1 protein-coding gene (running past one end of the window) is annotated in these 26,190 nt (G+C 70.4%); it reads right to left on the reverse strand.

Annotated elements, in window-relative coordinates; genetic code table 11:
• Positions 1–26,190, reverse strand: the 3' portion of a protein-coding gene (locus NCO8_RS20580) for a non-ribosomal peptide synthetase (RefSeq protein WP_067641815.1). The gene runs 17,682 nt beyond the window's last position; 26,190 of the gene's 43,872 nt are visible here — the last part of the coding sequence; its start codon lies off the right edge, out of view; it ends in the stop codon at positions 1–3.

A 26,190-nucleotide genomic window follows, 5' to 3' on the forward strand; every position in this document is an offset into this window, starting at 1 on the left:
CTACTCGGCGATGATCACCGTCACCTCGCCGTCGGCGGCGTCGGTCGCCTCGCCTGCCACCACGAACCAGTGGGTGACCTCTCCGTCGGCCAGGTCGTCATCGACCGAGCCGGCGGGCAGGACCGACAGGGCGCCCGCGGTGGCCGAGACCAGGAATTCCTGGATGGCGGCGGGGCCGGAGGCGTGGGTGGTGTAGGTGGTGCATTCGTAGTCGATGCCGTGTTCGTCGCGCAGGCGTTCGGCCAGGGCGACGGCGTCGGACTGGGTGAGCACCGTTGTGGTGTCGCCGGCGACCTGGACGAAGGCCGGGTGGTCTTCGGCCAGGGGGCGGACGCGGTCGGCGTAGGAGACGGGATGCGCTGCGGCTGCGGCGATCTCGTCTTCCACGTCGGGCAGGACCAGCCATTCGCCTGCCACCCCGGCGACCGGGGCCGCGCTGATGCCGAACGCCGCACCGGCGGCGGCCAGCTCGACTCCGGTCAGGTCGCCCGCGAACAGCACCGCGGCACCGGCCTTCTGCACCGCCCAGGCGGCGAGCACCGAATCCACGCCACGCGGCAGCGACACGGCGACCACGTCGCCCGGACCGGCGCCGCGCGCGATGAGCACGCGGGCCAGCTGCGAGGACTTGCGATCCAGTGCGCTGTAGGCGATCTCGCTGTCACCGCGCAGCAGGGCGGGTGCCTGCGGGTCGGCCTCCACGACCTCGGCCAGCACCTTGGCCACCGTCTTCGCGCCGACACCGGTCACCGAAGCGGGCGCCGAACCGGCCGCTGTCACACCGGATTCGGCGAGCAGCTTGGCGCGTTCGGTGGCATCGAGGATGTCGATGTCACCGACCAGGCCGGTCGGGTTCTCGAGCAGTTCGTCGAGCACCCGCAGCAACCGGGCGGACAGGGTGCGGACCTCGTCCTCGGTGAAGGTGCTGCGCAGGTAGCGCATGGTGATCTCGATGGTCGACTCGGCCATCACCACCAGCGTGAGCGGGTAGTGGGTGGCGTCGTCGAGGCCGACACCGGTGACCTGCATGCCGTCGATCGAGCTCGCCGCGGTGACGGCGTCCTTGTCCATCGGGTAGGACTCGAACACCAGCAGCGTGTCGAACTGCGAACCGGCACCGGCCACCCGCTGGATGTCGGACAGGCCGACGAAGTGGTGGCTGAGCAGTTCGGCCTGCTCGGACTGCACCTTCTGCGTGAGCTTCTCCGCCGTCATCCGGTCGTCGATCTGGATGCGCACCGGCAGGGTGTTGATGAACAGGCCGACCATCGACTCCACGCCGGGCAGCTCGGCCGGGCGACCGGAAACGGTCGCGCCGAACACCACGTCGTCGCGGCCGGTGAGGCGCCCGACGACGATGCCCCACGCGGTCTGCAGCAGCGTGTTCACGGTGACACCGAGCTCGCCGGCGAACTTGCCGAGCGCCCGGGTGCGATCGTTGTCGATCTCGACGACGACCTTGTCGATCTCGAAGCGCTCCTCGGTGCGCGGCGGCGGCGCCAGCTGAGTGGGTCCTTCCACCCCGGCCAACGCGTCGGCCCAGGCCCGCAGCGACACTTCGCGATCCCAGCCCGAGAGCCAGGACAGGAAGTTGCGGTAGGACGCCACGCGCGGCAGGGCGGTGAGGTCGCCGTGCACCGCGTAGAGCACCAGCAGGTCGCGCATGAGCAGCGGCATCGACCAGCCGTCGACCAGGATGTGGTGCACCGTGATCGACAGGTGCGCCTTGTCCTCGGCGGTCTTGAACAGACCGAAGCGGATCAGCGGCGCGGTCGCCATGTCGAACTGGTTGGCCCGGTCGGCGGCGAGCAGTTGCTGCATGCGCGGCATGCGCACGTCCTCGGGCAGCTCGGTCAGGTCGACCTCACGCCACGGCACCTCCAGCTCGCCCAGCACCACCTGCACCGGCTGACCGGCCGAGTCGGTGACGAAGGCGGTCCGCAGGTTCGGGTAGCGGTCGAGCACGCCCTGGGCGGCCTTGCGCAGCCGCTCGGCGTCGAGGGTGCCGGTCAGGTCGAGCACGGCCTGCACGGTGTACACGTCGACGGTCGCCGAGCTGATCATGGCGTGGAACATCAGGCCCGCCTGCAGCGGCGAGAGCGGCCACACCTCCGACAGCGCGGGGTAATCGCGTTCCCACACATCCAGATCGGACTGTTCGACGCGCACCAGCGGCATGTCGGACGGGGTGAAACCGCCCGCGTCGGACCGCTGCGCGTGTGTGGCGAGCGCGGTGAGCGCGGCTACGAACAGGTCGGCGAACTCCTGTGCCCGCTCGGCGGAGAGCAGTCCGGTCGGGAAGGCGATGTTCGCGCCGAGCTGCGGGCCCTCGTCGCCGTCGTCGACGATGGCGTTGATGTCCAGCGTCGCGTTGGCCGGCATGTCGAGGTCCATCTCGGCGTCGAGCTGACCGAGGTCGGCCACCGGGATCCAGCCGAGTTCGGCGAGTTCGGCGGGGATCTCGCCCGTGCCCGCCCGGCCGAGGTAGTTGAAGCTGATCTGGCCGACGCTCGGCAGATCCGCACCCTGCTCGGTCAGGTACTTGAGCATGCCGTAGCCGATGCCCTTGTCGGGCACCGCGAGCATCTGCTCCTTGACCGACTTGATCACGTCGCCGAGCACGGCGCCGCCGGCGAAGGCGTCGTCGAGGTCGGCGCCCGCCAGGTCCAGACGCACCGGGAAGGCGGTGGTGAACCAGCCGACGGTGCGCGACAGGTCGGCACCGGCGACGATCTCTTCCTGGCGGCCGTGGCCCTCCAGCTTGATCAACGCCGCGGTACCGGATTCTTCTCCGCGCCAACGGGATACGGCCAACGCCAAAGCGGTGAGCAGACCGTCGTTGACACCGCCGTGGTACAGGCCGGGGATCGCGGTGAGCACCGCGTCGGTGACCTCCGGCGACAGGGTGATCTGCACCCGGTCGACGGTCGCGAAGGTGTCGACCTTCGGGTCGAACGGACGCGAACCCAGCAGCGGGTCGGGCGTTGTGGACACCTCACGCCAGAACGGCAGTTCCGTGCGACGGTCGGCGGCCTGCTCGACCAGGCTGTGCGCCCAGCGCCGCATGGACGTGCCGTTGGCGGGCAGGTTCACCGGCTGACCCGCCGCGATCTGACCCCAAGCCATGCCGAGGTCCGGGATCAGGATGCGCCAGGACACACCGTCGATCACGAAGTGGTGGCCGACGATGAGCAAGGCGTCGCGACGGCGCGGGCTCTGTGTCGGCGCGCCGAAGGCGAACCACACGAACTGCACCATGGCGGCACCGGCCGGGTCGAGGCGACCCATGGCCTGGTCGTACTCGACGCTGGCCAGGGCGGACAGTTCCTCGTCGGTGACGTCACCGGACACCTCGACACGACGCACCAGGGCGCTCACATCGACCGCGCCGGGCGCCAAAGCCTCGAACTCCCAACCCTTCTCACCGCGCGCGACCCGCGAGCGGAGCACATCGTGGTGATCGAAGACCGCACCGATGGTGGCGTGCAGCACCTCTTCGGAGATGTTCTCCGGCAGGCGGAGCACCATCGACTGGGAGAACCGGTCGTAGGTGGAACCGCTGCTGAGGATCTGGCGCATGATCGGCAGCATCGGGATGTCGCCGACACCGCCGCCGGGCAGTTCCTCGAGCACGATCTGCTCGGTGTCGCCCGCCAGTACCGCGATCTCGGCCAGGCCGGCCACGCTGCGCTTCTCGAACACGTCGCGCGGCTTGAACAGCACGCCACGGTCCTTGGCCCGCGAGACCAGCTGGATGGACAGGATCGAGTCACCGCCGAGGGCGAAGAACGAATCGTCCAGGCCCACCGCGTCGACACCGAGCACCTCGGCGAAGACGGCGGCGATGACCGCCTCGATATCGCTTGTCGGCGTGCGGAACTCGCGCGGGGCGAGGACCGGCTCGGGCAGGGCGCGACGGTCCAGCTTGCCCGCGGGGGTCAGCGGGATCTCGTCGAGCACCATCACCGAGGCGGGCACCATGTGCGCGGGCAGCTGCTGCGCCACGAACTCGACCAGGGCGGCGGGTTCGACGGCACGGCCGGGGACCGGGCGCACGTAGGACACCAGGATGGTGGCGCCCGCGTCGGTAGTGCGGCCGATGGTGGCCGCGAAATCGACGTCGTCGTGTGCGGTGAGCACGGCGTCGATCTCGCCCAGTTCGATGCGGAAGCCGCGGATCTTCACCTGGAAGTCGTTGCGGCCCACGTATTCCACGACGGGCTTGCCGTTGACGGTGCGCCAGGCGACCACGTCACCGGTGCGGTACAGGCGCGAGCCCGGTTCACCGTAGGGGTTGGCCACGAAGCGTTCGGCGGTCAGGCCGAGGCGCTCGTGGTAGCCGCGTGCCAGCGGCACGCCACCCAGGTACAGCTCACCGGACACACCCTCGGGGACCGGATGCAGGCGACTATCGAGGACCAGCACGGTCGCGCCGGGGATCGGGCCACCGATGTTCATGGTGTCGCCGGGCAGCAGCGCGTCGGACAGGTTGGTCGCGATGGTCGCCTCGGTGGGGCCGTAGGCGTTGTAGAACCGGTGGTGCGCCGGGTCGGTGCCCGCGCTGTGCCAGTTCGCCACCAGGTCGACCGGCGCCTTGTCGCCACCGACGATCAAAGCCTCCAGCCCGGCCAGTGCCGACGGTTCCATCGACGCCGCGACGAGCGGGGTGAGGAACACGTGGGTCAGGCCCTGGCCGACGATGATCTCGGCCAGTTCCTCACCACCGACCACGCCGACCGGCGTGATCACCAGGGTGCCCGCCGACCCGACGGCCAGCAGGAACTCGAGGATCGACGCGTCGAACGACGGCGAGGCGAACGCGAGGGTGCGTGCGTCCTTGCCGAGCCCGAACTGCGCGACCTCGGCGGCGGCGAAGTTGGCCACACCGGTGTGGGTGACGACGACGCCCTTGGGCAGACCCGTCGAACCCGAGGTGTAGATCATGTACGCCGTGTTGTCCGCGCGGACGGTTCCGCGACGGTCCGCGTCGGTGATCGGCTCGGCCGACTGCGCGGCGACCTGCGTGTGCAGTGCCGCGTCGTCGAGGACGAGCCAGTCCCCCAGCGCGGGCGCGGGCAGGTGATCGACCTCGGCCGACACCGTAATGCCAAGGGCCGCACCCGAATCCGACATCATGTGCGCGATGCGCTCGGCCGGGTACTTCGGGTCGACCGGCAGGAACGCCGCACCCGACTTGACAACCGCCCAGATGGCGAGGGTGGTTTCCAGGGACCGCTGCATGGCGATGGCGACGACCGTCTCCGGTGCGGCGCCGCGCTCGATGAGCACCCGGGCCAGACGCGAGGACGCGGCGTCGAGCTCGGCGTAGGTCAGCGAGCGGGCATCGCCCGCCTGCCCTGCCGAGAGCGCGCCGAGCAGGCCCGTGTCGACGGACTCGCCGGGGGCGACGATCGCCTGACCGGTCGGGTTGGCCGCCACAGCCTGAGCCAGCAACTCGGGCAGCGTGCTCGTCGCGAGCGCGGGACCACCTGTGCGGGTGAGCAGCTCGGTGCGCTCGACGTTGTCGAGGAGTTCCAGATCGCCCACCGGCGTGGTGGTGTCGGCGACGACCTCGGCGAGCAGGCGGCGGAACCGCTGCGCGAACTTCTCCACTGTCGACTGATCGAAAAGATCGCTGGCGTAGGAGAACTCGGCGTAGGCACCGGCCTCGTCGCCCGCTCCGGCCTCGCGGACGGTGAGCAGCAGGTCGAACTTGGCGGTGTCGACGTCGAAGTCGACCGCCGAGACCGAAAGTCCGGGCAGTTCGAAGCCGGCGTCGGGCAGGTTCTCGAACGACAGCGCCACCTGGAACAGCGGGTGCCGCGCGGTGGAGCGCTCGGGGTTGAGCAGTTCCACCAGGCGCTCGAACGGGATGTCGGCGTGCGCGAAGGCGGCCAGGTCGGCCTCCTTGGCCTGGGCCAACAGGTCGCCGAAGCTCTGCTGTCCGCCGACCTGCGTGCGCAGGGCGAGGGTGTTGACGAACATGCCGATCACGTCGTCGAGCTCGGCCTCGCCACGACCGGCGATCGGGGTGCCGATGACGATGTCCTCGGTGCCCGACAGGCGCGCCAGGAAGATCGCCAGCGCGGTGTGCACGACCATGAACAGCGTCGCGTTCTGCTCGCGGGCGATGGCGGTGAGCCCGGCGTGGACGTCACCGTCGATCGGGAACAGCACCCGGCCACCGGCGAAGGACTGTGTGCTCGGACGCGGCCGGTCCAGCGGCAGGTTCAGCTCGTCGGGCACACCGGCCAGCGCGCGCTTCCAGTACGCGGCCTGCTGGGAGAGCAGGCTGTTCTCGTCGGTCTCCGAGCCAAGCACCTCGCGCTGCCAGATGCTGAAGTCGGCGTACTGCACCGCCAGCGGCGCCCAGCCGGGCGCCTCGCCTGCCGCGCGGGCGGCGTAGGCGATCATCACGTCGCGGGTCAGCGGGCCCATCGACCAGCCGTCGGCGCTGATGTGGTGGGCGACGAACACCAGGACGTACTCGGTGCTCGCGTCGGTACCGACCGGCGACACGACCCGCATCAGCTTGGCGCGCAACGGCACTTCGTCGATCACGTCGAAGCCCGCGGTGATCAGTTCGGCGATCTTGTCCCGAACCTGGTCGGGCACAACGTCTTCCGGCGTCAGGTCCGGCACATTTCCTTCGACCGGCAGGATCACCTGGTGCGGTGTGCCGTTAGCCGACGGGTACACCGTGCGCAGGGTTTCGTGGCGGGCGAGCACGTCGGCGACGGCCAGCTGCAACGCCTCGACATCCAGCGCGCCCGACAGGCGGACGGCCACCGGGATGTTGTTCACCGAGGAACTGGTGTCGAACTGGTTCAGGAACCACATGCGCTGCTGAGCCAGCGACAGCGGCACCTGATCCGGTCGCGGTACGGCGACCAATGCGCGACGCCCACCGGCACCGGCACCCTGCTCGACCTTCACCGCGAGCCCGGCCACCGTCGACGCCTCGAACAGCAGGCGCACGGGCACCCGGCTGTCCAGGGCGGCGCCGAGGCGGGCCGCGACCTGGGTGGCCAGCAGCGAGTTGCCGCCGAGGGCGAAGAAGTCGTCGTCGGCACCGACCCGCTCGACGCCGAGGACGTCGGCGAACACGCCCGCCACGATCTCCTCGATCGGGGTGGACGGTGCGCGGAACGCCTGCGCCTCGAACTCCGGCTCCGGCAGCGCCTTGCGGTCGAGCTTGCCGTTCACATTGAGCGGCAGCGCGTCGAGCACGACGAACGCGGCGGGCACCATGTACGACGGCAGGCTCGCGGCCAACGTCGACTTCACCTGCGCCACATCCACATCCGCACCGACCAGGTACGCGACGAGACGGTCACCGGTGCGCGGATCGGACTTGGCGATGACGGCCGCCTGCGCGATCTCCGGCAGCGCGAGCAGCGCGGCCTCGATCTCGCCGAGTTCGATACGGAAGCCGCGGATCTTCACCTGGAAGTCGGTGCGGCCCCGGTAGTCGAGTTCGCCGTTGTGCCAGGCCACCAGGTCACCGGTGCGGTACATGCGGGTGCCGGTACCGAACGGGTTGCCCACGAAGCGGTCGGCGGTCAGATCGGCGCGGCCGAAGTAGCCGCGCGCCAGCTGGGCGCCCGCGAGATACAGCTCACCGGCGACACCGTCGGGCACCGGGCGCAGCCGCTCGTCGAGCACGTAGACCTGGCTGTTCCATTCGGGCGAACCGATGGACACCGAGCCCTGGTCGGCCGCGTTCACCCGGTGCGAGGTGATCGAGACCGCGGCCTCGGTGGGGCCGTACAGGTTGAACAGCTCGGTGCGCGGGAACGCGGTGCGGAACCGCTGGGCCAGCGAACCGGGCAGCGCCTCACCGATGGCGAGGACCCGCCACAGCGAATCCGGCATGCCGGCGGCCAGCAGCGCGTCCAGCATCGACGGCACCACGTGCAGCGTGGTGACCCATTCGCGGATCATCAGCTCGTTGAGGTAGGCCGGGTCGCGATGCCCGTCGGGCGCGGCGATCACCAGGCGACCACCGCACACCGCCGCAGACCAGAACTCCCAGACCGAGAGGTCGAAGGTGGCCGCGGTCTTGAGCAGCACCGCGTCGGCGGCGTCCATGCCGAATTCGACCAGCTTCCACTGCAACTGGTTGGCGATGGCGCCGTGCGGCACCGCGACACCCTTCGGGCGACCGGTCGAACCGGAGGTGAAGATCACGTACGCGGTGTTGTCCGGGCGCAGCGGCTCGGTGCGCTCGTCGTCGGAAACCGGTGCGGCGCTGAGGCTCTCCAGTGCGAGTTCGTCGATACGCACGACCGGTGCGGCGTCGGTGGTGAACTCGTCGTTGGTGAGCACGCAGACCGGTGCCGCGGTGGTGAGGATGTAGTCGGTGCGCTCGGCCGCCTGATCGGGGTCGACCGGCACGTACGCGCCACCGGACTTGGCCACCGCGTACATCGCGACGATCAGGTCCACCGAGCGGCGCATGGCGAGCGCCACCCGTGCCTCCGGACCGACACCGAGCGAGATCAGGTGGCGCGCAAGGCGGTTCACCTTCGCGTCGAGTTCGGCGTAGGTGAGCTGGTTGCCGTCGTCGGTGACCAGGGCGGTCGCCTTCGGATCGGCGGCCACGGTGGCGTCGAGCAGCGAGACAAGGGTGGCCTCGGTGTCGACCGGGTTGGCCGTGTTGTTGCGGCCGTCGAGCAGTTCGGCGCGCTCGGCGGGGGCGAGCAGTTCGATATCGCCCACGGCGGTGCGCGGCGTGGCGACGATCGCCTCGAGCAGACGCTCGAAGCGGCGCAGGAATCCCTCGACCGTGGCGCGGTCGAACAGATCGGTGGCGTAGGTGAGCAGACCCGAAATGCCTTCGGGCTCACCGATTTCGTCGTAGACGTCGCTGATGATGAGGTGCAGGTCGAACTGCGACAGGTTGCTGTCGATGTCCAGGCCCGCGACCGTCAGACCCGGCAGTTCCAGGGTGGCGCGGCTGAGGTTCTGGAACGACAGACCCACCTGGAACAGCGGGTGCCGCGCGGTGGAGCGCACCGGGTTGAGCACCTCGACGAGCCGCTCGAACGGCACGTCGGCGTTAGCGAAGGCGGCGATGTCGTCTTCGCGCTGGCGGGCCAGCAGGTCGGTGAAGGCCTCACCGCTGTCGACCTTGGTGCGGAACACCAGGGTGTTGACGAACATGCCGATCATGTCGTCGAGCACGGCCTCGCCACGACCGGCCATCGGAGTGCCGATGGCGATGTCGTCGGTGCCGGACAGGCGCGCGAGCAGCACCGCGAGGGCGGTGTGCACGACCATGAACAGCGTCGCGCCCTCCCCACGGGCCAGCTCGACGAGCGCGCGGTGGGTCTCGGCGCTGATCCGCACGTCGACCTTGCTGCCCGCGAAGCTCTGCACGGCCGGACGCGGCCGGTCGGCGGGCAGGTCGAGCTGGTCGGGCAGCTCGGCGAGGGCCTGCTTCCAATAGGCCACCTGCTTGCTGGCCATCGAGTCCGGATCGTCCTCGCTGCCGAGCAGCTCGCGCTGCCAGATGCTGTAGTCCGCGTACTGCACGGGCAGCGGTGCCCAACCGGGTTCGGAGCCTGCGGCGCGGGCGGCGTAGGCGGTCATCAGGTCACGGGTCAGCGGGGCGACCGACGAGCCGTCACCCGAGATGTGGTGGACGACCATGGCGAGGACGAAGTCGTCGCTGTTCTCGACCCGGAACAGAGCGACCTTGAGCGGCACCTCGACGGTGACGTCGAAGATGGTGCCGAGCAGTTCGCCGACCGCCGTCTCCACCTCGTCGGCGGCGACGGTGCGCTCGAGCAGTTCCGGCGCGGCCTGTGCGGGCGACAGGATCACCTGCGCCGCACCGGCTTCGGTCTGCGGGTAGACGGTGCGCAGGATCTCGTGGCGGCTCACCAGGTCGAGGATCGCGGCGCGCAGCGCGGCCACGTCGAGCTCGCCGGACAGGCGGACCGCGACGGGCACGTTGTAGGCCGCCGACTGGGTGTCGAAGCGGTTGAGGAACCACATCCGCTGCTGGGCCAGCGAGAGCGGGATGTGCTCCGGACGCGGACCGGCCTTCAGCGCCTTGCGGTCACCGGTCTCGGCGTGCTGCTCGATGCGGTGCGCCAGCGCGGACACGGTCGACGCCTCGAACAGCAACCGCACGGGGATGCGGGTGTCGAGTGCCTCGCCGAGGCGGGCGGCGACCTGCGTGGCCAGCAGCGAGTTACCGCCCCAGGCGAAGAAGTCGTCGTCGAGACCGAACCGCTTGTCCTCACCCAGGCGCAAGACCTCGGCGAAGGTGGCGGCCACAAGCTGCTCGCTCGGGCTCACCGGCGCGCGGAACACGGCCTTCTCGACCTCGGGCTCCGGCAGCGCCTTGCGGTCGAGCTTGCCGTTGGCGTTCAGCGGCAGGGCGTCGAGCTGCAGGAACACGGTCGGAACCATGTAGGACGGCAGCTCGTCGGCCAGCGCGTTACGCAGCGCGACCTTGTCGATCTCGCCCGCGTCGGCCACGACATAGGCGACGAGTCGATCGCCGACCACCGGATCGGTGTGGGCGAGCACGGCCGCCGCGGAGATGGTGGGCTGACGCAGCAGCGCCGCCTCGATCTCGCCGAGTTCGATACGGAAGCCGCGGATCTTCACCTGGAAGTCGGTGCGACCCCGGTAGTCGAGTTCGCCGTCGGCGTTCCAGGCGACGAGGTCGCCGGTGCGGTACATGCGCTCACCGGTGGTGGAGAACGGGTCGGCGACGAAACGGTCGGCGGTCAGATCCGCGCGACCGTAGTAGCCGCGCGCCAGCTGGGCACCGGCGAGGTACAGCTCGCCGGAGACACCGACCGGAACCGGACGCAGACGCGAATCCAGCACGTAGACGCGGCTGTTCCACTCGGGGCCACCGATCGACACCGACACCTGGTCGGCATCGGTCACCGCGTGACTGGTGATCGAGACCGCGGCCTCGGTGGGGCCGTACAGGTTGAACAGCGCGGCCGTGTTGGCGGTGCGGAAGCGCTGCGCGGTCGCGGCGGGCAGCGCCTCACCGATCGCGAGCACCCGGCGCAGCGTGCGCGGCAGGGCGGCACCGGACTCGGTGAGCAACGCGTCGAGCATCGAGGGCACCACGTGCAGGGTGGTGACGCCGGTGGCGCGCATCAGGTCGTTGAGGTAGGCCGGGTCGCGGTGGCCGTCGGCGGTGGCGACCACCAGGCGGGCACCGGCGACGGCGGCGGTCCAGAACTCCCAGACCGACAGGTCGAAGGTGGCCGCGGTCTTGAGCAGCACCGCGTCGTCGGCACCGATGCCGAATTCGGCCGTCTCCCAGAGCAACTGGTTGACGATCGCGCCGTGCGAGACCGCGACACCCTTGGGCTTACCGGTGGAGCCGGAGGTGAAGATGATGTACGCGGTGTTCGCGGGCACGAGCGAACGCCCGGTGATCGCCTCGGCGCTCACCGCGCTCAGGTCGAGGTCGTCCAGGACGACCACTTCGGCCGCCGCCGTGGTGAATTCGGCACTCGCCGTGGTCAGCACGACAGCCGGTGCGGCGGTTTCCAGGATGTAGTCGGTGCGCTCGGCGGGCTGATCGGGGTCGATCGGCACGTAGGCCGCGCCCGTGCGGGCCACCGCGTACATCGCGATGATCAGCTCGGCGGAGCGGCGGACGGCCAGGGCGACCCGGTCCTCGGCGCCGATCCCGCGCTCGATCAGGTACCGCGCGAGGCGGTTGACCTCGGCATCGAGCTCGGCGTAGGTGAACTCGCGACGACCCGAGACGATTCGGCCGGACGCGACAGCGGCGCGTGTGTCCGCGTCGTCGGACTCCGCCTCGTCGACGACCAGCGCGATCGCGTTCGGAGTCGCCGCCACCGTCGCATCGAGCAGCGACACCAGGGTGGCGTCGGTGTCGACCGGGTGCGCGGTGTCGTTCCACGCGGTGACGATCCGCTCGGCCTCCGGCTCGGCGAGCAGGTCGATGTCGCCGACCGGGACGCTCGCGTCGGCGGTGACGGCGTCGAGCACCCGCACGAAGCGGTCGGCGAAGCTCTGCACCGTCGACTCGTCGAACAGGTCGATGGCGTAACCGAATTCGGTGACCAGCTGGGCCGGTGCGCCGTCGTCGGTGTAGCGGTCGTACAGGGTGACGTGCAGGTCGGTCTTGGCCAGCTGCGAGTCGTAGTCGACCGGGCTCACCGTGAGACCGGGGAGTTCGAAGGTGGTCTCGGCCAGGTTCTGGAACGACAGACCGATCTGGAACAGCGGGTTGCGCGCGGTGGAGCGCACCGGGTTGAGCACCTCGACGAGACGCTCGAACGGCACGTCGGCGTTGGCGAAGGCTTCCAGGTCGCGTTCGCGCACGTCGGCGAGCAGCTCGGCGAAGGAGGCGCCGGAGTCGACGGCGGTGCGGAACACCAGGGTGTTGACGAACATGCCGATCAGGTCGTCGAGTTCACGCTCGCCACGACCCGCGATCGGGGTGCCGACGGCGATGTCGTCGGTGCCCGACAGACGCGCGAGCAGCACGGCGAGCGCGGCGTGCACGACCATGAACAACGAGGCGTTGTTGGCGCGGGCCAGGTTGTGCAGGGCGGCGTGCCGGTCGGGGTCGATCTCGAAGCGGATCGCCTTGCCCTGGAACGACTGCGCGGGCGGGCGCGGCCGGTCGGCGGGCAGTTCGAGCTGGTCGGGCAGGCCGGCCAGCGCCTCGGTCCAGTACGCGACCTGCTTGGCGGCCAGCGATTCCGGATCGGATTCGTCGCCGAGGACCTCGCGCTGCCACAGCGCGTAGTCGGCGTACTGCACCGGCAGCGGCGCCCACTGCGGCGCCTCGCCCTGGGCGCGGGCCACGTAGGCGGCCATGATGTCGCGCGCCAGCGGGCCCATGGAGGAACCGTCGGCGGACACGTGGTGCACGGTGAACGCGAGCACGTAGTCGGTCTCGCTCAGTTCGAACAGCGCGACCGCGAGCGGCACCTCTCGGGTGACATCGAAGGTCGTCATCGCGAATTCGACGACGGCACCGAGCAATTCGGACTCGTCGACCTCGATGTGGTGCACCTGCGCGCTGATCTGCGAGTTCGGCAGGATCACCTGGCGCGGACCGTCGGGCGAGGCCGGGTAGACGGTGCGCAGCATCTCGTGACGGGCGAACACGTCGCCGATGGCCTGCTCGAGCGCGGGCACATCGAGGTCGCCGGTGAGGCGGACGGCGAGGGGGATGTTGTCCACCGCGGAGGTGGAGGTGTCGAACTGGTTGAGGAACCAGTACCGCTGCTGGGCAGGCGAGAGCGGGATGACCGCGGGCCGCTCCCCCGCCTTCAAGCGCGGGCGGGCGCGGCCGGAACCGGCGTTGTGCTCGGCCCTGGCGGCCAGTGCCGACACGGTCGAGGCCTCGAACAGGTCGCGGACCGCGAGCTGGGTGTCGAGGGCGGCGCCGATGCGGGCGGTGACCTGGGTGGCCAGCAGCGAGTTGCCGCCGAGTTCGAAGAAGTCGTCGTCGGCACCCACGCGGGTCACGCCGAGCACGTCGCCGAAGGTGCCCGCCACGATCTCCTCGATCGGGGTCGAGGGCGCGCGGAACACCTTGGTCTCGAACACCGGCGCGGGCAGCGCCTTGCGGTCGAGCTTGCCGGAGGCGTTGAGCGGGAAGGCGTCCAGGATCACGAACGCCGTCGGCACCATGTACGCGGGCAGGGCGCTGGCGAGTTCGGCGCGCACCGCGTCGATGTCGACAGTGGAACCGGCCGACGGGATCAGGTAGCCGACGAGCTGGTCGCCGAGGCGTTCGTCGCCACGAACCACGACCACCGACTGGGCGATCACGGGCAGTGCGGTGAGCGCCGACTCGATCTCGCCGAGCTCGATGCGCAGACCGCGCAGCTTCACCTGGAAGTCGGTGCGGCCCAGGTACTCCAGCTCGCCCTGCTCGGTCCAAGTGACAAGGTCACCGGTGCGGTACATGCGGGCGCCGTCGGTGCCGAACGGGTCGGCGACGAAGCGATCGGCGGTGAGATCCGGGCGGGCCACATAGCCGCGGGCCAGCTGCACACCGGCCAGGTACAGCTCACCCGCGACACCGACCGGGACCGGGTGCAGGCGCGAATCCAGCACGTACACCTGGGTGTTGAACACCGGCGCACCGATCGGCACCGAGGTGGTGTCGGCGTCGTCGACCTCGTGGAAGGTGACGTCGACGGCGGCCTCGGTCGGGCCGTACAGGTTGTGCACGGCCGCGCCGGTGAGGGCGCGCATCCGCTGGGCGGTCGGCGCGGGCAGCGCCTCACCGGAGGCGAAGACCAAGCGCAGGCTGTCGGCGCGGCCGTCGTCGTCGGCGAGTTCGGCGACGAACACCGACATCATCGACGGCACGAAGTGCGCGGTGGTGACGGCCTCGGCGGCGATGAGTTCGGCCAGGTAGGCCGGATCACGATGACCGTCGGGCTTGGCCACGACCAGGCGCGCACCGATCTGCAAGGGCCAGAAGAACTCCCACACCGACACGTCGAACGTGGCAGGCGTCTTCTGCAACACCACGTCGTCGGCGGTCAGGCCGTACTGCTCCTGCATCCACACCAGGCGGTTCACGATCGCCGCGTGGCTCACCGCCACACCCTTCGGGCGACCTGTCGAACCGGAGGTGAAGATCACGTACGCGGTGTTCGACGGACGCAGCGGCGCGATCCGCTCGGCATCGGTGACCGGCGCGTCCGAGTACCCGGCCAGGTCGAGGCTGTCGATGTGCAGCGCGGTCGTCGAGCCCGCGTCGAATTCGTCACGCGCCGTGGTCAATACGCACACCGGTGCCGCGGTCTCGAGCACGTAGTGGGTGCGCTCGGCCGGGTGGTCGGGGTCGAGCGGCACGTAGGCGCCACCGGCCACGCTCACCGCGTACATGCCGATCACCAGGTCGAGCGAGCGGCGCATGCCGAGCGCGACCATGGTGTCCGGGCCGACGCCCTGGGCGATCAGGTGCCGGGCCAGGCGGTTCACCCGGGCGGTGAACCCGGCGTAGGACAGAGTTGTCCCCTCGAAGGTGAGGGCCGGTGTGTTCGCGCTGGTCGCGGCCTGTGCCTGGAACATCGACACCAGGGTCGCGGCCTGGTCGACCGGGTGCGCGGTGGCATTCCAGTCGGCGACGACCTGGCGCTTTTCGACCGGTGCCAGCAGCTCCACGTCGCCGATCGGGCGGGTCGGCTCGGCGACGACCGACGACAGCATCCGCACCAGGCGCTTGGCCAGGTTCGCGATGGTGTCGGCATCGAACATGTCTGTCGCGTAGGCGAACTCGGCGGTCATGCCGTCGGCGGAACCGTCGGCGCGGTAACGATCGGTCAGGTTCAGGTGCAGATCGAACTTGGCCGTCACCACGTCCAGCGGCACGCCAGCGACCTCGAGGCCGGGCAGTTCGAAGGATGCCTCGCCGGTGTTCTGGAACGACAGCATCACCTGGAACAGCGGGTGGCGGGCCTGCGAACGGGCCGGGTTGAGGATTTCGACGAGCCGCTCGAACGGCAGGTCGGCGTGGCCGAAGGCGGCCAGGTCGTGCTCCCGCGTGGCGGCGAGCAGTTCGGCGAACGACTGCGCCGGGTCGACGGTGCTGCGCAGCACAAGGGTGTTGACGAACATGCCGATGGCGTCGTCGAGCACCGCTTCACCACGGCCCGCGACGGCGGTGCCAATGGCGATGTCGTCGCTGTTGGACAGGCGCGCGAGCAGGGCGGCGAACGCGGCGTGCACCACCATGAACAGGCTGGCGCCGTGTTCGCGGGCCAGCGCGTTGAGGCTGTGCGTCAGGGCCGGGTCGATCGAGAACTCGTGCACCCCACCGCGGTTGGAGGCCACGGCCGGACGCGGACGGTCACTCGGCAGATCCAGCTGGTCGGGCAGCCCGGCCAGGGTGTTCGACCAGTAGGCCACCTGCTGGGCGATCATCGACGACGGATCCGACTCCGAGCCGAGGGTTTCGCGCTGCCACAGCGCGAAGTCGGCGTACTGCACGGGCAGCGGCGCCCAGCCCGGTGCCTCGCCGCGCGAGCGGGCGGCGTAGGCGATCATCACGTCGCGGGCCAGCGGACGCACCGACCAGCCGTCGCCGGAGATGTGGTGCACCACGAAGACGAGCACGTGGGTGTCGGGGTGCGAGCCGTCCATGGAACCGGCCACGCGCAGCAGTTCGGCGCGCACCGGGACCTGGGCGGTCACGTCGAAGCCGGCGAGCACCAGTTCGCTGATGCGGTCGCGGATCTCGTCCTCGCCGATGGTGATCGGATCGATCGTGATCGGCACCTGGGCCGCGGGCAGCACGACCTGCACGCCCTGGCCGTCGGCGGTTTCCGGGTAGACGGTGCGCAGCACCTCGTGCCGCTCCACCACGTCGGCCACGGCCTGGCGCAGCGCGTCGACATCGAGGTCACCGGTCAGACGGACCGCGAGGGGGATGTTGTTGACGCCGGTGGCGCTGTCGAACCGGTTGAGGAACCACATGCGCTGCTGGGCGAGCGAGAGCGGCACCTGTTCCGGGCGCGGCCCGGCGACGAGCTCGCGGCGGCTGCCGCTGCCCGCGTGGGTCTCCACCTTGGCGGCCAGTGCCGAGACCGACGGCGCTTCGAACAGCACCCGAACCGGGACCCGGGTATCGAGTGCGGCGCCGAGGCGGGCGACGACCTGGGTGGCGATGAGCGAGTTGCCGCCGAGGTCGAAGAAGTCGTCGTCGCGGCCGACCGGCTGGTCCTCGGACAGGCCGAGCACCTCGGCGAAGGTGGCGGCGACGATCTCCTCGATCGGGGTGCTCGGCGCACGGAACTCGCGGGCCTCGAACACCGGATCGGGCAGGGCACGGCGGTCGAGCTTGCCGTTGGCGCTCAGCGGCATCTCGTCGAGCACGACGAACGCGGCCGGAACCATGTACGACGGCAGCTGCGCACCGAGATGCGCACGCAGCGTTTCGGTGTCGACGGTCGCACCCGCCGAGGGCACCACGTAGCCGACCAGCTGATCGCCGGTGCGGGCATCCGAACGCACGATCACCACGGCCTGGCCGACGGTGGGGTGCGCGGTGAGTGCGGCCTCGATCTCGCCGAGCTCGATGCGCAGACCGCGCAGCTTCACCTGGAAGTCGGTGCGGCCGAGGTAGGTGATCACACCGTGCTCGTCGCGGCGCACCAGGTCGCCCGTGCGGTACATGCGGGCGCCGTCGTCACCGAACGGGTCGGCGACGAAGCGGTCGGCGGTGAGGTCGGGGCGGCCGAAGTAGCCGCGCGCCAGCTGGGAACCGGCCAGGTACAGCTCACCCGCGACCCCGGCCGGGACCGGGTGCAGGCGGGCGTCGAGCACGTAGGCCTCGGCGTTCCAGACCGGCGCGCCGATCGGGACGGCGCCGTCGACCTGGTCGGCGACCGGGCCGTGCGTGGCGTGCACGGTGAACTCGGTGGGGCCGTACAGGTTGAACAGGTCGGCGTCGCTCACCCGCCGCAGCGCGGCCACGGCGTCACCGGTGAAGGCCTCACCGGCGATCAGCAGGGCGCGCAGTGAGGACAGCGCTCCGCCCTCCACCGCAGCCGCATCGACGCTGCCCGCGAAGACGGTGAGCATCGACGGGACGAACGAGGTCATCGTGACCCGTTGCGCTGCGATGACATCGGCGAGGTACTGCGGGTCGCGGTGCCCGTCGGGGCTCGCGACGACCAAGCTGCCACCGGTGCTCAGCGGGCCGAACAGCTCCCACACCGACACGTCGAAGGTGGCGGGCGTCTTGAACAGCACCACGTCGTCGGCACCGATGCCGTATTCCGCGGTGATCCAACGGATCTGGTTCACCACCGCCGAGTGCGGCACCGCCACACCCTTCGGGCGACCGGTGGAACCGGAGGTGAAGATGACGTAGGCCGGGTGCTGCGGACGCAGCGGTGCGATGCGCTCGGCATCGGTGACCGGGGTGTCGGAGTAGGCGGCCAGGTCGATCGCGTCGACGACCAGCGTGGTCGGCTCGTCGACGGCGAAACCGTCGCGGGTCGTGGTCAGGACGACGACGGGATCGGCGGTTTCGAGCACGTAGGCGATGCGGTCGGCGGGCTGGTCCAAGTCGAGCGGGACGTAGCCGCCGCCTGCTTCCTGCACCGCGTACGCCGCGACCACGAGGTCGATGCTGCGGCGCAGGCCGAGGGCGACCAGCTTCTCCGGGCCGACACCGGCCTCGATCAGGCGGTGCGCCAAACGGTGTACGCGCGAGGCGAATTCGGCGTAGGTGAGGGTTTCGCCGGTGGCCGGGTCGATGAGGGCGACCGTGTTCGTGGTGGCCGTGGCCTGGCGGGCGAACTCGTCGACGAGGGTGCCCGCGCCGGGCAGCTCGCGCGCGGTGTCGTTCCAGCCGCGAACGGCCAGTTGCACCTCGGCGGCATCCAGCAGCGGGATGTCGCCCACGGCGCGGTTCGGGGTGGCCGCGATGGCATTGAGCAGGCGGGTGAAGCGGGCGCCGAAGCGGTGCATGGTCGACGCGTCGAACAGGTCGGTCGCGTAGATCAGCTCGGCGACCATGCCTGCCGTGTCACCGGGCTTCTCGGTGAGCACCACTTGCAGGTCGAACTTGGCGACATCGATCGGCAGGTCGACACCGCTGGCGGTGAGGCCGGGCAGTTCGAGGCTGGTCTGGCCGGTGTTCTGGAAGGCCAGCATCACCTGGAACAGCGGGTGGCGCGCCTGCGAGCGGGCCGGGTTGATGATCTCGACCAGCCGCTCGAACGGCAGATCGGCGTGGCCGAACGACGCGATGTCGCTGGTGCGGACCTGGGCGAGCAGCTCGCTGAAGCTCGCCGCGCCGTCGACCTCGGTGCGCAGCACGAGGGTGTTGACGAACATGCCGATCAGGTCGTCGAGGGCGCGTTCGCCACGGCCCGCGATGGGCGTACCGATGGCGATGTCGGACTCACCGGACAGTCGCGAGAGCAGCAGGGCCAGGGCCGCGTGCGTGACCATGAACAGGGTCACGCCACGGGTGCGGGCCAGCTCGGCGAGCGCCGCGTGGGTGCGGGCGTCGATCTCGAAGGTGTGGGTGGCGCCGCGACCGCTGGCGACGGCCGGGCGCGGCCGGTCGGCGGGCAGGTCGAGCTGCTCGGGCAGGCCGCGCAGGTGCTCGCTCCAGAACGAGATCTGCTTGGTGATCACCGACGCGGCGTCGTCCTCGTCGCCGAGCACCCCGCGCTGCCAGAGCGCGAAGTCGGCGTACTGGACCTCGAGGGGTCGCCAGGCCGGTTCGGCGCCTTCCACGCGGGCGCTGTAGGCGGTCATCACGTCGCGGGTGAGCGGGCCCATGGAGAAGCCGTCGGCCGAGATGTGGTGCACCACAAGGGCGAGCACGTGTTCGGTGGGGCTCACCTCGAACAGCGCGGCGCGGAACGGCACCTCGGCGGTGACGTCGAACGCGGTCAGCACGAGCTGCGAAAGACGCTGCGGCAGTTCGGCTTCGGTCGTCTCGATCGGGGCGAGGTCGGGGATGACCTTGCCGGTCGCGACGATCACCTGATGGGCGGCGCCGTCGGCCTCCGGGTAGTAGGTGCGCAGCGACTCGTGGCGGGCGAGCACGTCGGCCACGGCAACCTGCAGTGCCTGGCGGTCGAGCAGACCGGACAGGCGAACGGCGGCGGGGATGTTGTCGACGGCCGACTCGGGGTCGAAGCGGTTGAGGAACCACATGCGCTGCTGGGCCAGCGACAGCGGTACCCGCGCGGGGCGCTGCTGCGGGACCAGCGGGGCGCGCCGCTCGTCACCGGAATGCGTCTCGGCCCGCGCGGCCAGCGCGGCGACCGTGGATGCCTCGAACAGTTCGCGCACGCCGATATCGGATTCCAGGGCGGCCGACAGGCGCGCGGCGACCTGGGTGGCGGTCAGCGAGTTGCCGCCGAGGGCGAAGAAGTCGTCGTCGAGGCCGACCCGGTCCAGGCCGAGCACATCGGCGAAGGTGGCGGCGACGATCTCCTCGACCGGGGTGGTCGGCGCGCGGAACACCGCGGCCTCGAACACCGGGGCGGGCAGGGCCTTGCGGTCGAGCTTGCCGGAGGCGTTGAGCGGGAACTCGTCCAGGACGATGATCACCGACGGCACCATGTAGGCGGGCAGGTTGTTGCCCAGTTCCTCGCGGGCGTCCTCGATGTCGACCGTGCGGCCGACGGCGGGGATGACGTAGGCAACCAGCTGGTCGCCGGTGTGCTGGTCGCTGCGGACGACCACCACCGACTGGGCGACCTCGTCGAGGCCGGTGAGCGCGGACTCGATCTCGCCGAGCTCGATGCGCAGACCGCGCAGCTTCACCTGGAAGTCGGTGCGGCCCAGGTATTCCAGCTCGCCGTGTTCGGTCCATGCGACGAGGTCACCGGTGCGGTACATGCGGGCGCCGTCCTCACCGAACGGATTCGCGACGAAGCGGTCCGCGGTGAGATCCGGGCGGGCGACATAGCCGCGCGCCAGCTGGGTGCCCGCGAGGTAGAGCTCACCCGCGACACCGACCGGGACGGGCCGCAGGCGCGCGTCGAGGACGTAGACCTCGGTGTTGAACACCGGGGCGCCGATCGGCACGGTGTCGGTGTCGGTGTCGACGACCTCGTGGAAGGTGACGTCGACCGCGGCCTCGGTGGGGCCGTACAGGTTGTGCAGCGCCGCACCGGTGAGCTCGCGCAGGCGGTGCGCCGGCTTGGGCGGCAGCGCCTCACCGGAGGCAAACACCATGCGCAGCGAATCACACTGCGCGGCAGCGGCATCCGCGACGAACACCGCGAGCATCGACGGCACGAAGTGGGTGACGGTGACACCCTCGGCCGCGACGATCTCGGCCAGGTAGGCCGGATCACGATGACCGTCCGGCTTGGCAACGACCAGGCGCGCACCGATCTGCAAGGGCCAGAAGAACTCCCACACCGACACGTCGAACGTGGCGGGCGTCTTCTGCAGGACGACATCGGCCTCGGTCAGGCCGTACTGCGCCTGCATCCACACCAGGCGGTTGACGATCGCGGCGTGGCTGACGGCAACACCCTTCGGACGACCCGTCGAACCCGACGTGAAGATCACGTACGCGGTGTTCGACGGACGCAGCGGGGAGGTGCGTTCGGCGTCGGTGAGGCGGGTGTCGGCGTAACCGGACAGGTCGAGCAGGTCGATGCGGACCTGCGCGGTGTCGATCTCCAGATCGGTGCCCGAGGTGAGCACACACACCGGATCCGCCGTCGCCAGAATGTATTCCGTGCGCTCGGCCGGGTGATCGGGGTCCAGCGGCACGTAGGCGCCACCGGCCATGCTCACCGCGTACATGCCGACGACCAGGTCGAGCGAGCGGCGCATGCCGAGTGCCACATAGGTTTCCGGGCCGACACCACGGTCCACGAGCCAGCGGGCCAGGCGATACACCTGCGCCGCGAACTCGGAATATGTCAGCGTCGCGGAGCGACTCGATGAGGGGTGGTGGTCGGGCGACGGGTGGGCCAGACTCGTCCCCTCGAAGGTGAGGGCGGTGGCCTGCGGGGTGCGGGCCAGCTGCGCCTCGAACATCGAGACGAGGGTGGCGCGCTGATCCACCTCGTGCGCGGTGGCGTTCCACTCGCGCACGACGAGGGCGCGTTCGGCGGCGTCGAGCAGTTCGATATCGCCCACGGCCACCGTCGGTTCGGCGGTGATCGCGGTGAGCACCCGGATCAGGCGCTCGGCGATGCGGTGCACGGTCGCGGCGTCGAACAGGTCGCTCAGGTAGCCGGCGCGGATACGCAGCTGGGTGTCGAGCTGGGCGATCAGCGAGAGCGGGTAGTGGGTGGCGTCTGCCGCGTCCAGGCCGGTGACGGCCATGCCGTCGATGTCGGCGGCCTGGGCCTTGATGCCCTCGGCGTCGACCGGGTAGGACTCGAAGACCACCAGCGAGTCGAACAGGCCACCGACCCCGGCGGCCGACTGGATCTCGGCCAGGCCGATGTAGTGGTGGTCGAGCAGGTCGGCCTGCTCGCCCTGGGTGCGGGTCAGCACGTCGCGCACCGATTCGGCCGCGTCGAAGCGGACGCGCACCGGCACGGTGTTGATGAACAGGCCGACCATCGACTCCACGCCCGACAGCTGCGCGGGACGACCGGAGACGGTGGTGCCGAACAGCACGTCGTCGCGACCGGTCATCCGGCCGAGCACGATGGACCACGCCACCTGCAGCACTGTGTTCGGGGTGACGCCGAGGTCGGCGGCCAGCGCGACCAGGCGGCCGGTGGTGATCTCGTCCAGATCGAAGAGGTACTCGTCCGACAGGGCGGTGATCTCGCGGCTCGCGTCCGGGCGGGCGAGCAGCGTGGGCTCGGTGACCCCGCGCAGCGCGTCGGACCAGACGGCCACGGAGGCCGAATGATCCTGCTGGGCAACCCATTCCAGGAAGTGCCGGTAGGAGCGGACGGCGGGCAGCGCGCTCGCGTCACCGTGCAGGGCGTAGAGCGCGAGCAGGTCGCGCATCACCAGCGGCATCGACCAGCCGTCGAGCAGGATGTGGTGGTTGGCCACCACGAAACGCCATTCGTGCTCGCCCACCTGGATCAGGGTGAAGCGGATGAGCGGCGGCTCGGCCAGGTCGAAGCGGGCGTTGCGGTCGGCCTCGACGAGGTCGGCGAACTCGCCGGTTTCGGTGCGGTCGTGTTCGGCCCAGACCACGCGGGCGTTGTCGAGGACGATCTGCACGGCGTTGCCGTCGTGATCGGTGACGAACGCGGTGCGCAGGGTCTCGTGCCGGTCGAGCAGTGCCTGGGCGGCGGCGCGCAGACGGGTGGCGTCGACATGACCGGTGAGCGTCAGCACCGCCTGGGCGGTGTAGACGTCGACCGAGCTCGCGGCGAGGCGGGCGTGGAAGAACAGGCCGGCCTGCAGCGCGGCCAGCGGCCACACCTGGGTCAGCTCGGGGTAGCGGCGCTCCCAGACGTCGATATCGCGCTGGGTGGCGCGCACGAGCGCGAAGTCGGACGGTGTGTGACCGCCCGCGTCGGCGGAATTGGCGTGCCTGGCAACGGCTTCCAGCGCGGTGACCCACAGGTCGGCGAATTCGCGGATCTCGGCCGCGCCGAGCAGGGTGCTCGGGTAACCGATATTGGCGCTGAGCTTGTCGCCGACCACGATCGCGTTGACATCGAGCGGCGCCATGGCGGGCATGTCGGCGTCGTAGGCGCCGCCGAGGGAGGCCAGCTCCGCGGCCGGGATCCAGCCGAAACCGCGCAGCGCGTCGGGGACATCGCTGTCGGCGACCCGGCCGAGGTAGTTGAAGCTGATCTGGCCGGGCAGCTCGGTGGGCAGTTCGGCGGCGGTGTCGGCGTTCATGTACCGCAGCAGGCCGTACCCGATGCCCTTGTCGGGCACCGAGAGCAGCTGTTCCTTGACCGCCTTCACGGCCTGACCGACCGCCGGACCACCGGCCAGCGCGGCGTCGAGATCGATGCCGGTCAGGTCGAGGCGCACCGGGAAGATCGCGGTGAACCAGCCGACCGTGCGGGACAGGTCGGCACCGGGCGCGACCTCTTCCTCGCGGCCGTGGCCTTCCAGACGCACCAGCAGGGCGTCGTTCGCGTCGTCCGACTTGCCGGGCACGCGACGGGTGCGCCACTTGGCGGCGGCCAGGGCGAGCGCGGTGAGCAGACCGTCGTTCACGCCGCCGTGGAACAGGGCGGGCACGGTGGTGAGCAGGGCCTTGGTGACTTCGGCGGACACCTCCACCGGCAGCTTCTCGATCACACCGGAGACATCGACGGCCGGGTTCATCGGCCGCTCGGTGAGCAGCGGGTCCGGTGTTTCGACGACCTCACGCCAGAAGTCGAGCTCGGCGAGGCGGTCGGGGTTGCGTGCCTCGTCGGCCAGGGCGTGCGCCCAGGCGCGCATGGACGTGGCGGGGGCGACCAGCTCCGGTTGCTGGCCCGAGGACAGCTGACCCCAGGCGGAGACGAAGTCGGGCACCAGGATTCGCCACGACACACCGTCGACGACGAGGTGGTGAGCCACCACGATCAGTCGTCCGGCCCGGCGTGCCGACTTGCTCTCCGTATCAGCGGACGAGGTCGCGGACGCGACCTCGCCGGACCCCTGCGCCGCCGCTGCGGTGCCGGGCAGCGAGATGGTCGGGGTCACCGGCTCGGTGGGCTCCAGCCACACGAAGCGCACGACGACACCGGCGGCGGGATCGAGCCGGCCCAGGCTCGCATCGAGTGCGGCCGAAGCGATCTCGAACAGTTCAACGTCGGAGACGTTCGGGTCGAAGGTGGTGTGGTCGATCAGGGTGTCGGCGTCCACGCTGCCCGTGGGGGCGGTGGTGACGACCCAGCGGCCGTCGACCTGGTGCAGACGCGAGCGCAGCATGTCGTGGCGGTCGACGACCGCGCCGACGGTTGCCGCGATCCCCGCCCGGTCGATGCCGACGGGCAGCTCGAGGGCCATGGCCTGGTTGAACCGGTCGAACGAACCCGATCGCTCGGCCATGAACCGCACCACCGGGGTCAACGGCATCTCACCGACGCCACCGCCGGGCAGCTCCGCCAGGGTCACGGCGGAAGCCGCTGCCACATCGGCGGTTTCGGCGACCGAGGCCAGACCGGCGACGGTGCGCTGCTCGAACACGTGGCGCGGGGTGAACAGCACGCCGCGGGCCTTGGCCCGGGAGACGAGCTGGATGGAGACGATCGAGTCGCCGCCCAGGGCGAAGAACGAGTCGTCCACACCCACGCGCTCGACGCCGAGCACCTCGGCGAACACCTCGGCGATGGTCTGCTCGATCGGGGTGCGCGCGGCCCGGAAGGAGACCTCGGTGGCGAACACCGGCTCCGGCAGGGCCTTGCGGTCGAGCTTGCCGACCGGGGTGAGCGGCACCCGGTCGATCACCATGATCGACGACGGAACCATATAGGCGGGCAGGCGTTCCTCGACGTGCGCGGTGAGCGCGGCCACATCGATCGAACGGCCCGGCGCGGCAACGACATACGACACCAGCGAGACGGCGCCCGCGGTGCTCTTGTGGCCGAGGGTGACGGCGAAGTCGACCGTGTCGTGCGAGGCGAGGGCGGAGTCGATCTCGCCCAGTTCGATACGGAAACCGCGGATCTTCACCTGGAAGTCGGAGCGGCCGACGTACTCGACGGTGCGTTCCGGCGTCCAGCGCACGACGTCACCGGTGCGGTACATCCGCTCCCCCGGGACGAACGGGTCGGCGACGAAACGGTCGGCGGTCAGGCCGGGGCGGGCGTGGTAACCGCGCGCCAGCTGGATGCCCGACAGGTACAGCTCACCCGCGACACCCACCGGAACAGGCTGGAGCTGGGCGTCCAGGATCAGCGAGCGCATGCCGCGCGTGGGTCCACCGATGGTGACCAGCTCGCCCGGCACCAGCGCATCGCTGATGTTCGTCATGATCGTGGTCTCGGTCGGACCGTAGCCGTTGTGGAAGGCACGAGTCGTGCCGTCCGCCAACGGAACCGCCCACTTAGACACCAGATCGGCGGGCACCGCTTCACCACCGGCGACCAGCACCCGCAGCGAATCCAGGCCGCTCGGGTCGAAGGTCGCCAGGGCGGCGGGGGTGATGAAGGCATGGGTGACCCGCTCGGCGCGGATCAGCTCGGACAGTTCGTCACCGCCGTACACACCCGGCGGGACGACCACCAGCGCACCACCGCGCGCCAGGGCGAGCAGCAGTTCCAGGATCGACGCGTCGAACGAGGGCGAGGCGAAATGCAGTGCGCGCGTGGACGAATCGAGGTGGTAGCGCTGCGCCTGCTCCTCGCCGAAGTTGGCGAGACCGGCGTGGGTGACCACGACGCCCTTGGGCACACCGGTCGAGCCGGAGGTGTAGATGACGTAAGCGGGCTGCTCGGGCGTGGTTGCCCGGACCAGCTCAGCGTCGGCGATCGGGCCGCCGTCGAAGCGATCGAGATCGAGCTCGTCGAGCACGAGCCAGCCGGCCGCAGACTTTCCGTCAGCAGGGGTGCCCGCAGTGGCATCGCCACCGGCCTGTGCGGCGGCCGGAGTAAGGGCAGAGGTGATGTCGGGGAGTCCGCCGAGCACCGACGCGACGGTGATGCCCAGCGGCGAACCCGAGTCGGTGACCATGTGCGCGATGCGGTCGGCCGGGTAGGTCGGGTCGACCGGGACGAAGGCCGCGCCGGTCTTGGCGACGGCCCAGGCGGCGAGCACCGAATCGGCCGAGCGCGGGACACCGATGGCGACCAG

Origin of the sequence: Nocardia coubleae NBRC 108252, assembly GCF_001612805.1 — a bacterium.
Taxonomy (GTDB): domain Bacteria; phylum Actinomycetota; class Actinomycetes; order Mycobacteriales; family Mycobacteriaceae; genus Nocardia; species Nocardia coubleae.